This is a genomic window from Paenibacillus sp. FSL H7-0716 (assembly GCF_038002705.1).
GTDB classification, from domain to species: Bacteria; Bacillota; Bacilli; order Paenibacillales; family Paenibacillaceae; genus Paenibacillus_AQ; species Paenibacillus_AQ odorifer.
Map to the genome: position 1 here is coordinate 152,312 of NZ_JBBODA010000003.1, position 14,468 is coordinate 166,779.

General features: G+C 45.5%; 10 protein-coding genes. All 10 read right to left on the reverse strand.

Annotated features, from left to right (window positions below):
- Positions 1–9: 9 nt before the first annotated feature.
- The gene (locus MHH60_RS05470; protein WP_076098900.1) at positions 10–900 is read right to left on the reverse strand and encodes a carbohydrate ABC transporter permease; all 891 of its coding nucleotides are present in this window, start codon (positions 898–900) and stop codon (positions 10–12) included.
- A gap of 59 nt (positions 901–959) precedes the next feature.
- Entirely contained in the window at positions 960–1,886 is a 927-nt protein-coding gene (locus tag MHH60_RS05475; RefSeq protein WP_036675807.1) for an ABC transporter permease, read from the reverse strand.
- A gap of 24 nt (positions 1,887–1,910) precedes the next feature.
- Positions 1,911–3,209, reverse strand: a complete 1,299-nt coding sequence (locus MHH60_RS05480) for a 6-phospho-beta-glucosidase (RefSeq protein WP_076137984.1) — start codon at positions 3,207–3,209, stop codon at positions 1,911–1,913.
- A 43-nt stretch (positions 3,210–3,252) separates the two neighbouring features.
- Positions 3,253–4,233, reverse strand: coding sequence for an N-acetylglucosamine kinase (locus tag MHH60_RS05485; RefSeq protein ID WP_076137982.1), 981 nt, complete (start codon positions 4,231–4,233; stop codon positions 3,253–3,255).
- Positions 4,234–4,254: 21 nt separating this feature from the next.
- On the reverse strand, positions 4,255–5,256 hold the full coding sequence (locus MHH60_RS05490) for a LacI family DNA-binding transcriptional regulator (RefSeq protein ID WP_076137981.1): 1,002 nt from the start codon (positions 5,254–5,256) through the stop codon (positions 4,255–4,257).
- Between the two features lie 298 nt (positions 5,257–5,554).
- Positions 5,555–9,322, reverse strand: coding sequence for a GH32 C-terminal domain-containing protein (locus MHH60_RS05495; protein WP_341161117.1), 3,768 nt, complete (start codon positions 9,320–9,322; stop codon positions 5,555–5,557).
- Between the two features lie 130 nt (positions 9,323–9,452).
- On the reverse strand, positions 9,453–10,346 hold the full coding sequence (locus MHH60_RS05500) for an ROK family protein (RefSeq protein ID WP_076137977.1): 894 nt from the start codon (positions 10,344–10,346) through the stop codon (positions 9,453–9,455).
- Positions 10,347–10,367: 21 nt separating this feature from the next.
- Positions 10,368–11,849 (reverse strand): glycoside hydrolase family 32 protein, encoded by a 1,482-nt coding sequence (locus MHH60_RS05505; protein WP_076137975.1) that lies wholly within the window; start codon positions 11,847–11,849, stop codon positions 10,368–10,370.
- Positions 11,850–11,906: 57 nt separating this feature from the next.
- Positions 11,907–13,520, reverse strand: a complete 1,614-nt coding sequence (locus tag MHH60_RS05510) for an ABC transporter substrate-binding protein (RefSeq protein WP_076137973.1) — start codon at positions 13,518–13,520, stop codon at positions 11,907–11,909.
- Between the two features lie 61 nt (positions 13,521–13,581).
- Positions 13,582–14,463 (reverse strand): carbohydrate ABC transporter permease, encoded by an 882-nt coding sequence (locus tag MHH60_RS05515; protein ID WP_076137971.1) that lies wholly within the window; start codon positions 14,461–14,463, stop codon positions 13,582–13,584.
- Positions 14,464–14,468: the final 5 nt, after the last annotated feature.

Genomic DNA, 14,468 nt, shown 5'->3' on the forward strand with positions numbered 1-14,468 from the left:
TGGTGACTGCTATTCTTTCATCGAACCGATCATTACGCCCTTAACAAAGTACTTTTGGAGAAAAGGATACGTCAGGATAATTGGAATGGTAGCGATCATCATCGTAGCCATAGTCAGTGACTTCGTGGTAATCGTCCGATTCCGGTTCATATGATCCAGCGCAATAGCATTCGATGAGCCAATTTGGGTCATGATGTTGGAGTTCATAATCTGGCGCAGCAGGGTCTGTATAGGAAGCAAGTGATCCTTTGTAATATAGATCGCTCCCGTAAACCAGTCATTCCAGTAACCTACTGCGGTGAATAAGGCAATCGTGGCCAGCACCGGGCCGGAGACGGGAATGACGATTCGGAAAAAAATGCCGTAGTTGCTGCTGCCGTCGATTTTGGCCGATTCCTCTAACCCCTCCGGCAGAGCGTGGAAGAAGGTGCGGATGACAATCATGTTCCAGACACTGATGATGCCGGGGATAATCAGCACCCAAAAGGTGTCCAGCATACCCAAAGAGCGAACTAGTAAATAACTAGGGATGAGCCCTCCACTGAAGAACATCGTAATCATGAAGAACACCATATATTGTTTTCGAAAAAGCAATGTCTTCTTGGACATTCCGTAGGCTAACAGTGCCGTGAAAAAGACAGACAATGCCGTGCCGCATAACGTTCTAAGAATGGTGATCAGAAAAGAATTCAGCAGGCGTTGATCCTGAAAGACAATATAATAATTTTCCAGAGTAAAAGCTCTCGGTAACAAGGTTACACCACCGAGCGCCGTATCGCTCCCCAGATTAAAGGAAATGACCAGCGCATTCCAAAACGGGTATAGCATGAGTAACGCCAGCAGTGTCAAAAGGATATAAATACTCCGCTGCATGATTTTGTCGCCTAGGCTTAGTCTCATTGTTCACCCCTCCTAAAAGGTTTATGGAGCATCGGAAGCATTCGCTATGAGTAGTAGTACTACCAGAGACTAACATCTGCCCGGCGAGCGATTTTGTTGGCCGTCACTAGCAGAATGACACTGATCACCGCCTTGAATAGCCCTACCGCTGTCGCATAAGAGAATCTGGCATTTAAAATCCCAACACGGTACACATAGGTGTCGATAACATCGGAGTAGGGTCGCAGAATTGGATTGGTTGCCAGCAGCAAAATGTCCTCGAAGCCCGCACTGAGCAGACTGCCGATGGCAAGAATCATAAAGATGATGATTATGGGGGTAATGCTGGGGAGAGTAATCAAGTGAATTTGCTTAAACCGGCTTGCTCCATCTATAGAAGCGGCCTCATATAGGGTTGGATCAATGCCTGCAATCGCGGCCAGGTAGACAATGCTCCCGAATCCGACCTCTTTCCATACATTTACGCTTACTAGAATCGACCAGAAGTATTTGGGTAACGCCAGGAAGTTAACTGGTTCCCCTACCAGATTGAATCGCTCCAGCACATAGTTCACCGTTCCGTTATCAACGGATAACAGCGAAAATACAAAACCGGATACAATAACCCAGGACAGGAAATAAGGTAAATAGCTGACGGTCTGGATAATGCGTTTAAAGCCCATATTCCCGATTTCATTCAGCATCAGCGCAAGAAGAATCGGGGCAGGAAAAGAGATAATCAATTTAAGCAAGCTGATCACAAGGGTATTTCGCATCACATTCCAGAACTCCGGCGCCTCGAAGAACATTCTGAAATGCATAAATCCAACCCAGGGGCTCTTCATAATGCCGCCAAAAATATCGTATTGCTGGAATGCCATAACAACGCCATACATCGGAATGTAGCTAAAAATGAATACAAAGATAATTCCCGGCCAAACCATGGACTGCAAATCCAATTGACTGATAAATTTCTTCCATCTACGCGGTTTCTCGGCCGTGTTCATCCGCTTTTCCTCCTCTGGACGATTCTAGTGAAACAACGGCAACAACGATTTGTTCTTCTCCAGCATTTCATCCAGCAGTTGTTCAGCTACGGTGACCGAAGGCACGAGCGGATGATGAACCATAGCCTGCAGGGCTATATCCCGGTCTCCGTGCACAGCCGCCTCGATGGTGAGGCTCTCGTATTGCTTGACCGCGGCCAGCAAGCCTTTTACGGACTGAGGAATTATGCGCAGCGGAATCGGCAGCGGGCCTTGCTTGGTTACCATACAGTTCACCTCAATGGAGGCATCGTCCGGCAAGAAATCAATCATTCCGTTATTTCTTACATTCAACGTCTGGATATCGCGGGAATCATTATAAATGGAGCGCATCAGCAGCACTGCCGCCTCCGAGTAGTAGGCTCCGCCGCGCTGTTCCAACTGCTTGGGCTTTTCCTTCAGCTCTACGTTCCGGTACAGTTCAAACAGCTCTTCCTCCACCTTCTTCACTACCTCAGCGCGCGATCCAGTCGTTGCTGCTGCTTCCTTCTGTTCCGCAAGCATCGCGTCCGTCATATAGTAATAGCTCAGGTAATAAGAGGGAATCGCTTTCAAAGCATTCAGAAACCGGTGGTCCCAGGAATCAAACGGCACATTGCTCGCCTTGTAACTCTGAGGGTAATCAATGAGCTCCTGCAGCTTGCTTTTACCGTCAATCACGATATCGGATACCCAGTGCAGATGGTTGATGCCGACAAACTCCGCGTAGATCTTCTCCATAGGAAGCCCGAAGAACTCGGAGAGCCACTTTTGAAAACCGATCGGCGAGTTGCACAGGCCTACGCTTTTTACCGATGAGTATTTGTGAACAGCTTCAGTCACCATACCGGCCGGATTCGTAAAATTCAGCAACCAGGCATCCGGAGCCAGCTCCTCCATGTCTTTGCAAATATCCAGAATGACCGGAATGGTCCGTAGGCCTTTCATCATCCCTCCGGGTCCTGTCGTCTCCTGGCCGATGACATTGTATTGAAGCGGAATTAATTCGTCCCATTTGCGCGCTTCCAGCATGCCTACCCGGATTTGCGTACATACAAAGTCCGCTCCGGCAATGGCCTCCCTGCGCTCAAGCGTCTGGACCACGGTAATCGGCAGTCCGGACTCAGCAATCATGCGTTTGCTCAGTTCTGCAATCGTATGCAGCTTCTCCCTTCCCTCCGCAATATCCACCAGCCATACTTCGCGGATGGGAAGCTCTTGGTGATGCAGGATGATGCCTTCAATAAGCTCAGGCGTATACGATGATCCCGCTCCGATGACAACCAGCTTCAATGTTTCCTCCATGATAGACCCTTCCTTCATCTTTTTCATTTTGGTCTTATAAAAACTAGCCTATTGTGTTCGGTACTTTCCCCTGTGATAGATTATCTAGAACCTTCTGATCTACACGCATACCACTGCTTTCCATAGCCAGAACGACCGATCCTACAACCGGCTCCCGGGTCAAAATCCTTAAAGTGCCATTCGGAGCTGACAACTTCACTCTTCTCTCAATGGCCCGCCGGATGATGCCTGAGCGGTCTCCCTTTGTCAGCAGGCTGCCTGCAAGTACGATGTCGAAGAAGTCCTCCTCCATGCCCAATCGATGGATAGCCGATGTCGCGGCCAAACCCAGCTCATCCCCTTGCTTAACCAGCAGCTCGGTGGCAACCTGATCCCCTTCCTCTGCCGCTTGAAACAATAGTTCAGCAATATGGGGAGGCAGGTCTCTGAAATGATCCAGGTAATCCTCTCTTAATTCCGACACATTGGAATAGCCTAACAATTGCGTTAAACGTTCGGTTAGGACCGTCTCCTTCTCTCTACCCTCATCCGCCCGAAGGACGCTACGGAATACCTCAATACTTAAATCATAGCCACCGCCATAATCCCCGAACCGGTAGCCGAATCCACCACATTGGAATGTAGCACCCAACGGATTTTTGCCACTACAGTTCACGCCCGATCCGCAAATCAGCACGATCCCGTAGTTCTTCTCTGTACCTGACCGCAAGGCAATCCAGGTATCGCAGGAAATCTCAGTTTGGGGAAGATCAAAGCTGCTGATAATCGGTCGCAAAATCCGGAAATCAGCCTCTCTGTCCGCTCCCGCTAAGCCGAACCAGGAGTAATCCAGCTGATCCTTGGTCAGCCCTGACGCCATAATTGCTTCCGATATAGCCTGCTGTAAACTGTTCACCGCCTGCTCACGGTTTATTTGATGATTTCCGATCCCACCCTTGCCAACTCCGATGACCTTCCCTTGTTCATCTGCAATCATTGCGTGGGTTTTACTGCCTCCTGCATCAACTCCCAAAAAATACTTCACGGATGATTTCACTCCTAAAATTCAAGGTAATCTAACAGATGCGGTGGATTCACGAATGAGTAGCTGCGGAGCGAGCTTCGTTACAGCGGGCGGCATCACCTCCCCATTGATCATTTTTAGTAGTAAATCAACGCCTATATTGCCCATTTGTGCCTCAGGTTGTCTGACCGTCGTCAACCGCGGGTAAAATTCACCTACGAACTGCTGATCATCAAATCCAACAATTGAGATATCGTGGGGTACTCGAATTCCCTCTTCCCGGAGAGCCTGAACCATTCCAAGAGCAATAAAATCGTCCCCGGAAAAAAAAGCTGTCGGCAGCTTATCCTCGCGGATCCATCTCTTGGCCACCTCATAGCCGCCGCTTACTGTAAAACTGCAGTATTCCGTTCCGAATGGCGTTAACCCGGCATCCTCGAGCGCTTGGACATAACCGCGCTTACGCTCCGCTACACTTAGAAATACCGAAGGGCCGCCAATATAGGCAATTTGAGTGTGCCCAAGATCGATCAAGTGTTTTGTAGCCTCATACCCGCCTTGATAGTTATCGACCACGACGCTAGGCACATCCTCATGCTGAAACTGGTTATCCAGCAATACAAACGGAATATTTTTTCTTTTCAGTTCCTCTACATATGCCTTTTCTTCAAGTGGGGACAACAGGATAATTCCATCAACGCGATCCTTCTGAAACAGGAAATTATCGCCTTCATCCTCATTCTCGGCGATCGACAGAGCTAAAAAATACCCTTGCGACGCCAGCTTCCGGTTCACCACGCGAATAACCCGGTCATAGAAAGAGTCGTTAAAGTTGGTAATCGACATCCCGATGACTCCCGTTTTGCCCCTCACAAGACTCCGCGCTGCTGAATTGGGCTGATAATTCAATTCCTCCATAGCTTTCAGCACTTTCTGTCTATTAGCTTCCCGTACAGATGGTAAATTGTTAAGCACCCTGGATACGGTCACTACAGAGAGTCCCGACTTTTTGGCTACATCATGTATATTCATTTTAGTTTCCATACCTCCATCACCCGAAAGTTTAAACGATTAAACTTTTTAGGTAAATAAAAAAACCTTACCTTTCGTGATATTTCTATGTTCTGATTGAAAATTGCACACTGAATGTCAGCTTTGCCTTTATCAAGAACACCAAAATTCTTTACAAAAGTTTTAAGGTTTTAACTAATTTACATTCTACTTACATTTCCAATATCCGTCAATACATAAAATACAGCCAAAACAAAAAGCAACTCATCCGCAGACAAGTTGCTTTTTAGACACGCTATTTAGCCCTTCCATTGCTTCTATCATCCTCAGGTTAAATGGTAATTACCCACTTTTGTCGAACAAGAGTAGGATCAAGCTCGCCTAGGGACAGTGTCGACCCATCCGCTGATACTTCGAGCGCTTTCTTATGATGAGCAGAAATAATACTTACGGTACCATCATCATTTTTGTGAAAAATCCAACGCTGATTGTTATATCCGAGATAAGGGTATAACTGAATTTTATTTTGCCCTGTGTCTAGATCAAGCGCCTGACCGGCTGTTGTACGAATAGAATAAGAACCTGAATCGTCCCCCGTCGGCACGAATACCCACTTCTGATCCGTAGAATCATTCGCATCCTTCAGGGTAACAGCTTCACCATTTGCGAGATTTGCTGTATAAAGGGATTTCTGTAGTTCTGCATTTACTAGACTGGAAGTGGTTAAATTGGCAGGTGTTGCTCCGCTCACGTTAACGTTTTGATATGAAACATTTCCGCCAAATACATGTAGTCCGAAGCGGCCTTCTGCAAATGTGCCGTCCTGCAGGTCGATCACTTTCTGCCCGTCTACATAAACTACGATATTCGGCCCCTTCGCTTCGATTTTCACTTTGTAGGTTTGACCCGGCTGAATGAACGTCGGAACTTTTGCTAGAATCTGACGCTCTTCAAAACGGCCGTCGATTTTATAAAACAGACGGATGGACTTCATATTCGGATCCAGATTTAAGTAGTATCCGCTGCGTCCATCTTCGCTGGCACGGAACAACATAGAGCCTGCTCCTCCGGATTTCCCTAACATCATATCTGCTTCATAAGTAAAATCTCCTGCCTGCTTCTCTGCGATATAATTCGCGTCACTGGGGTAATTCCCACGAATCCCATTTTCACCAATGACCCAGGAGGCTGCAGATAGATCTTTAGTCCACCCACTTAAGTTCGTATGAAATTCACCCCCAGATACCTTAACTAATAAGCTAGCTGATGTCTTCCCATTTGGAGTAGAGACGGTAATGATAGACTCGCCTTCTTTTTTAGCTACAAGGGTTGCCTGGGATTTATCCACCACGTTTAGTTCAACAACATCCTTGTTACTGGAATTCCATTTAAGCGGCTGTGCCCCATTACCGGTACCCTTCTCTACCATCGCCAAAAGTATGTCGCTTTGCCCCTTGCTCAGTTCACGATCACTTATATCCATCATTATCTTGGTAGCTGAGCCCGTCTCCTGATTCCATACAGAGCCTAACTGATTCACCTTCAGAGAGACGACTTTTACGTTGCCTCCTTCGGTGTAAAAACTCAAAGCTCTGCTGGCTGGATCCGGGAAAATGACGTCAGAGAAAACAACTTTACCGGTGTTGCCAAAAACCTCAACAGAAGACTCATCTACAAGGATACGCAGCTTAACTCGCTTGTTCTCCGTTTGCATTGGCACTTCATGTCTTGTACTAAATAGACTCGAAAAATCCGACAAACCCGATGCAGACCGATCCACGAAAATTCGACCCTCACCAGGTTTATATCCAACAACCGTTTTTTGACTTCCCCCTACACGAACGTTAAAGCCAAATTCACTAACCTGACTACCTGCTGGAATTTCTACTTCAGCTTCAATTTCGTATGCACCAGAGGTAACCCCTTTCAATAGATTCTGAGAAGAAGGACTCACCTCTTTGTTAGCAGTAGAAAACAGCTGACTACGCAGCGTTTCCAACTCCTTGATCGGACTTTGAGCGAGCTGAATCCCATCTTTTGTCGTTACTAATGAGACTTCTCTTGGGATTGACAGTACGCCTTTCCAATGGGTTGTTGGAAAAGCAAACGGATAGTCCCAGTTTGTCATCCACGCCATCATTACGCTGCGATGATCTGGCATGTTCGAAAAAGACATTGAAGCGTAGAATTCTTTTCCAAAATCTGTTCGCAAAACTTTCCCTGCCGGATTATCATTAACAAATTTACCTTCCGCTGTTAAATGACCCACAAAATATTCAGCATCTGATCCGCCTGTTTTTGAATTCGCTCCTGTACTAATCATCAGAACCCATTTTTTCTGTGATGTTCCGTCTACCGAAAGCTGAAGCAAATCCGGACATTCCCATACACCGCCGCGAACATATTCCCCGTATCCCCAGCTATCTGTTAGGGTCCAATCAAGTAGATTTGTTGAAGTAAAGAAACGAATATGATCTCCACCGGATACAACCATTACCCATCTGTTATTGTCGTTATCACGAATCACTTTCGGATCACGGAAATCCCAACCTCCGGGCTCCCCTCCATTATCGCCTGGATTTCCGATAACCATTGGACGCGTCTTGGAATATTCCCAAGTACGACCTTGGTCCTTGCTGTATGCAAGACCGATACGCTGATTCCCATTCGGGCCATCGGGATTATAGGAAGTGTAGTAGGCAATCAGCCCCTTGCCTCCTGAATCCCCGAATAAACCTGATGCATTCGTCACATCTGCCACAGCTGATCCAGACCAGACATGCCCATGATCATTCCACGGCAGCGCAATCGGAAGGCGCTTCCAGTTCAGCATATCTTTACTGACAGAATGTGCCCATGTGCCTCCATCCTGATGGAATAGATGATATTCTCCTTCGAAGTAGACAAGTCCGTTCGGATCACTGGCAGAACCACGAATTGGCGTATAGTGATACTGAGGACGATATTTTTCATTATAATAATTGCTGGCATCCGTCACATAGGTATCCTGGAAGTAAGCTGTTCCCTGTTTAACGACCATTCCTGCATATCCCTCGGTGTAGGTTTTATCTGTTAGATCGATTGCGGCCGGGGTGTATCCGTCTAGGAAGACCTGAATTCTGTTTCCCTTCGCCCTTATCTCCACATGATGATTTGCTCCGGCCTGACTTAGATAGGTATGCTGTGAACTTGCAATGGTTGTTCCGTTAGCTTTCGTCAGACTTACACGAACCTGGTTTCCTTCCTTTGTCAGGGCGGCTTCATATCCCTTTGTTCCATCCGCCGATGAACGAAAGGCGAGTGCTGCAACAGAATCAGGACGAAGAGATATATTTCCTTCATATACAAAATCAGCAGCTTGTTTATTATAAATTTGCTGTGAAATAATCTGGTTTACTGCCGTTCCTTTTTTGCCGCTGATATTAGGCTGCCATTGTCCTTGATTTGTAACCACAGCACCCAGATTTCCTCTCAGATCACTTACGATTATGTTTTGGAACAAAACAGAACCATCCCATACATTGAGTCCTAGCTTACCTGTACGATACGCGTTATCCTGAACCTCAATCACAGGTTTATATGCATTGTCCCAATATACTTTCAGCGATGAACCCTCTGCTTTCACCTTGAGATGATAGATTTCGCCTGCCTTGACTGTAACTTTTCGCTCCTCTTTTAATTTGCCTTCACCATCCCTTGCATCTCGTAAGCGAATCATACCTGCATTCGGTACGATTTGGAGCATATAGGAACTCCAGCCATCTTCATTAGAACGGAACAATAAGGTCGCGTCCGCTTGCATATCCTTGATCATGACATCTGCTTCATAGATAAAATCCTCTGACACCGTTTCGGAGATTGCCATTACATTTTCTTTTGGATCGGAAGTCAGTAACATCCCTTCAACCGTATCTGCCAACTTCCCTTTTCCTTTTATTTGCCAACCTGTCAAATTCGTATTGCTATTGGTTACGCTTTCAAAAATAGAAAGTCCCTCCTTAGCTCGTTTGCTTACCTCCTGTTCAGCGGGCGCAGCCCACCCAGTGCTGGAATTTGCTACATAAATGCCTGCTGAAGTCATAACAAGCCCCGTTGCCATAAGAAAGCATAAAAGTACTTTTCCCTTATTAACCATCTTCTTCACCCTCTTTTTCTATCATCAATCATTTCTTTTATTGTAAAATAAGAAGGAGGCCAATTCATTGCACTGACCTCCTCTCTATATTCTTTTACAATTGAACAGAACTCTGACTTTCCAGTGCCGTGAGTCCAAGAGCGAGAGCACCGCATAATCCCGCCTGTTGGCCTAGTCCTGGTGGAACGATATACTCATCTATGTGTTCCAAAATAGTACTAGAGCTGACATAACCGTTCAGGTTCTGAAGCACAGCCTGCCGAATAAGTGGAAACAATTGTGACTGCTGCATAACACCACCACCCAGAATGATTTTCTCAGGAGAGTTAAGCAGTATAGCACCCGTAATCGACTGAGCAATATAAAATGCTTCCATTTCCCATGCAAGGTGATCTTTAGGAAGTTCATGTCCCTTCTTCCCCCACCTTGCTTCAATAGCAGGACCTGCCGCCATCCCTTCTAGGCAGTCCCCATGATAAGGACATCCCCCTGGGAATTCATCTTCAGGATGGCGTCTTGTAAGAACATGACCCCCTTCAGGATGCACAAGACCATGAATAAGTTTGCCTTCTGAATACACTCCCACACCAACACCCGTGCCAACTGTATAGTACAAACAGCTGGATAACCCTTGGGCTGCGCCCCATTTGGCTTCACCAAATGCCGCTGCATTGACGTCCGTGTCCCAGCCAAAGGGAACCGAAAAGTTTCTTTTCATAGTGCCCAGCATATCGTAATTTCCCCAACCTGGTTTTGGTGTTGTTGTAACGTAACCATACGTTGGACTATCTGAGCGTATATCGATTGGACCAAACGATCCAATTCCGATAGCTTCTACTGGTTTGTCTTGAAAATATTGAATAACTTTGGGCAACGTCAACTCAGGATGTTCTGTCGGGAAACTGATCTGATCTTCAATGATCCCATTTTCATTCCCGATGCCACATATAAACTTCGTCCCGCCAGCTTCAATCGCTCCTATACGCATATACAAGACTCCTCTCGGTGACTAATTCTTGTCTTGCTCAGCAGAGAGAGTAAGCTCATAGATATCCAGGGAAATCAGCAAGTCATTCTCATTTTCTGCAAATACGGCAATACTTTTAGATTCTAGTCCAGGGAATATAAGATCCGTAATTACGGCCTGACCTCCATTACTAAACACCTCAACGGAAGAGCGATCCACATAAATACGGAGATCATTTGACTCATCAAGCGCTGCGAGTTTGGCTGAATGATGTCCTACGAAATGTTCATGGAAATCATGCTGGCCCGAAGCCTTCCGGTCTACATAAAGTTCCTCTGTCTCGCCGTTGAAACCGATCACTGTTTGTTCATCCGCACCAACTCTTACCTTGAACCCTACAGATTTACCCCGAGTGAATTCAGCTATAATCTCATAAGATTCCAAGTGAATCTCTTTAAGAAGAGTATTGATTTCTTGCACCGTTGCATTTTTTATAGAAAGGACTTGTACACGAGCTGATTCCAACTCTTGTACCGGCTTCTGTACAAGAAAAGTTCCCCCTTGTCTTGATTCGAGCTGAAGTTCTCTTGCAATTGTCATCGCACCACGGAATTCTTCTGCTGGCGTCTTGTTAGCATACATCCAGTTGCTCATCCAGCCGATAAATAGTCTTCTTCCATCTTCCGCCGGTATATCGGACCAGCTTACACCTGCATAGTTATCTCTTCCATAATCAAGCCAGCGAACTTTTATCGAATCTTCATCTGGCGTGAACACCTCTCCATCAAAATCCCCTGTAAAATACTGTGTTCTTGATCCTTCCACAAAAGCGGGATCCGCACCGATGCTCACTAGCATCACCCATTTCGTGTACGAAAGATCGCCATCAATGGCCAGCGGGAACAAGTCCGGGCATTCCCATACCCCGTCATGAGAACCGATTCCTTCTCCGAATTCACTGGCAAATGTCCAGTTCATCAGATCAGGAGAATGATATAGACACACCGTTTGGCCACAAGCTACAATCATCACCCATTTATTAGTATCTTTATTCCAAAATACTTTTGGGTCACGGAAATCAATGAATGTATCATGTTCAAGTACCGGATTCCCATCATATTTCGTCCAGGTTCTTCCGTTATCTTTACTATAGGCCAAGCTTTGACGCTGAATGGCTGGCTTGCCTTCCGGCATATCCAAATGGTGTGTAAAAATTGCTACTAGACCTGGTTTATCTTCAAAAAATCCAGTCGTATTGTTCCAGTCGACTACGGCACTGCCGGAAAAAATCATACCTAATTCATCTGGAGCAAGAGCGATAGGCAGCTCCTCCCATGTAACAAGATCCTTGCTGACCGCATGGCCCCAGTGCATAGCGCCCATAGTCATTCCACCTGGATGGTGCTGAAAAAACAAATGATATTCATCCTCAAAATAAACCATTCCGTTTGGATCATTCATCCACTTTTCCTTAGGGGAAAAATGATACACTCCGCGGTAATTTTGTTTCGCAATCGTAGACATTATTGTTTTCTCCTTTACTCCCGAACACGGTCTTTACCGTATATTATTTATAGTTTATTATTTGCTTGCTCTGTCATAGCCGCCTTGTTTAATTTCAAGCCATTCTTGCAAGCCCAGACGGTCCAATTCTTTCAGGTATTCATCCCACTGCGCTTCAACTTTACCGTTTTGGTACCATTCAGTACGCATTCTAAGCACGTAGGCAAAAAGATCCGTCTCAATTGTCGTAAGGCGATCAAGCTCTTGAATAGAATGGAATACACTCGGCATTACGTTTTCTGCTTTCATTTTTGGCGCCATGATGTTCTTGATAATATCCATTCTGCCTTTGGCATCATCCGGCATGGTTGTGAATTTTCCATAATAGGAATCAAGGATAGCTAAGGGTCCACCGACACTTGTTTTCTCACGTAGCTCTACAGGAGCTGCACCCTCCAGCGGCAAATGCTTCAGCATTTCTTTTTCTTTATCAAATTCGAAGATATTTTGCTGTTTATCGTCTCCATACGTTCCCCAGTTGTTCTGTACAGATTGAATCGGATCGTAGAGTTGATCAACCCATTTCGCTGTCGTTTCTAAGTTCTTATTGGCGCTAGTAACAACCATCTTACCTCTGCCCAAACCAAGCGCGTTCGTTCTTGTTACGTTAACTTCACCATCTGGTCCAGCAAGTGGAGGCATAACCTCGTAAGTGTCATTTGCTCCAGTGATGTTGGCTTTATCCCATGAGAAGTAAAGTCCGTATCTCTGATCCTTCCCTTTTGCAAGGTAAGTACTCCAGTCCTGTGTATAGGCTTCAATATCAATGAGCCCTTCTTTATACAGCTCGTTAATAAAAGAAACGGCTTCTTTGTAGTCATCTTGTGCCGCCGTAAATATTACCTTCCCCTCATTGCTTACAACCGCGTGGTCGGGGTTCTCCCCCAATCCAAATGAAGCAAATAGGAAAACCAGATCTTCTGCTCCAGGCTTGTTAATAAAGGACAGAGGAATTTCGTCAGCCTTACCATTGCCATTTGGATCTTTTGTCTTGAATGCAATTAATACTTCTTTTAATTCTTCTGTTGTTGTAGGCATATCAAGGCCCAGCTTCTCAAGCCATTCCACATTGATCCAAGGCATACTGTCTACCGCCTGGATTCTTTCCTTACCATTGCCCAGCTCTTCGATCCACGGAAAGGCATAAATATTACCGTCTGGTGCCGTAATCATACTCTTGTATTCCGGGGCTTCTTCCAGCACCTTTTTGAAGTTGGGCATATTGTTCTCGATGAGATCATTCAGCGGAATAATGGCACCGTCTTTAGCAAGCTTGAGCAGCTCATAGTCGCTATAGTCCGCATTAAAAATTGCATCAGGAAGATCACCACTTGCCACAGCCAAGTTTCTTTTTTCAACAAATACGTCTTTCGTGAAATTCTTCCAATTAATATGAACATTCGTCTTTTCTTCAAGACGCTTATTAATCAGTTTTTCATTTGGATCAGCTGGTGCAAGTGGAGAGCTTTGCGTAATAAAGTTCAAAGTTACTTTACCGCTGGCGTCCTGTTCTTTACTCGCTGCACTTCCTCCTCCACCGCCGCCACCGCATGCAGTAAGGAACATAAATGAAGCAAGTACAGATGCAGAAGCAACTTTCGTTGATACTCTTGATTTCTTAATTCTTTTCATAGGGTATGACCTCCAAATTAGATATGAATGAATTAATCTTTATCTATGTGCAGCCTGTTTCCTACTTAAGGGAACCGACCATAACACCTTTTTCAAAGTACTTCTGGAAGAACGGATACATAACAATAAGTGGCAAACTGGAAACAACGATGGCAGCGTACTTGATGATTTCAGACAATCGTTTCATTTCCGCCATGGCGAGTTGATCGCTGATCATGCCCGGATCTACCTGATTCTGGATCAAGATGGAACGTAACACGAGCTGCAGTGGATGAAGATTCGGATTATCTAAATAGATCATCGCGTCAAAATAGGAATTCCACTGGCCCACAAAAGCATAAAGAGCAAGTACGAAAACAATCGGTTTGGAGAGCGGTAATACGACACTGAAGAAAATCCGCATCTCCGAGGCTCCGTCGACATTAGCAGCTTCCTTCATTTCATTCGGTACGCCTTTGAAGAAAGTTCTAGAGAGAATGATGTTCCATACATTGACTGCCCCTGGAATAATCACAGCCCAGATGGTATCAAGCAGACCAAGATTCTTAACGAGCAGATAGGTTGGTATAAGCCCACCCCCAAAGAACATGGTGATAATAAACAAGGTCATGAAGAATCCTTTTCCTTTGAGCCTGTCATCAGACAGTGCGTACCCTGCACAGATAGAGACGAGAACGGTAAGCATAGCAAATGAAACAGAGTATAAAACAGAGTTTCCAAAACCTCGGATCATGGCCGGGTTAGAAAGAATTTTTATATACCCTTCTAATGACCAATCCGAAAGGTTGAATGATAATCCTTTACTGAGCAGAACTGATGGATCCATAAAAGATGCGATCACTACATAAATCAAAGGAAGTACAATGATAAGTACGGCCAGTGTCAGGAAGATCGCGTTCAGCACGACGATAAAGCGATCTAATCCGGAATGTTTAATGGGCATAGCTT

What these genes read in the sequence shown, in the direction of transcription:
- MHH60_RS05470 (WP_076098900.1), bottom strand. Translation starts at nt 900, where the DNA reads ATGAGACTAAGCCTAGGCGACAAAATCATGCAGCGGAGTATTTATATC.
- MHH60_RS05475 (WP_036675807.1), bottom strand. Translation starts at nt 1,886, where the DNA reads ATGAACACGGCCGAGAAACCGCGTAGATGGAAGAAATTTATCAGTCAA.
- MHH60_RS05480 (WP_076137984.1), bottom strand. Translation starts at nt 3,209, where the DNA reads ATGGAGGAAACATTGAAGCTGGTTGTCATCGGAGCGGGATCATCGTAT.
- MHH60_RS05490 (WP_076137981.1), bottom strand. Translation starts at nt 5,256, where the DNA reads ATGGAAACTAAAATGAATATACATGATGTAGCCAAAAAGTCGGGACTC.
- MHH60_RS05495 (WP_341161117.1), bottom strand. Translation starts at nt 9,322, where the DNA reads ATGGCAACGGGGCTTGTTATGACTTCAGCAGGCATTTATGTAGCAAAT.
- MHH60_RS05500 (WP_076137977.1), bottom strand. Translation starts at nt 10,346, where the DNA reads ATGCGTATAGGAGCGATTGAAGCTGGCGGGACGAAGTTTATATGTGGC.
- MHH60_RS05505 (WP_076137975.1), bottom strand. Translation starts at nt 11,849, where the DNA reads ATGTCTACGATTGCGAAACAAAATTACCGCGGAGTGTATCATTTTTCC.
- MHH60_RS05510 (WP_076137973.1), bottom strand. Translation starts at nt 13,520, where the DNA reads ATGAAAAGAATTAAGAAATCAAGAGTATCAACGAAAGTTGCTTCTGCA.
- MHH60_RS05515 (WP_076137971.1), bottom strand. Translation starts at nt 14,463, where the DNA reads ATGCCCATTAAACATTCCGGATTAGATCGCTTTATCGTCGTGCTGAAC.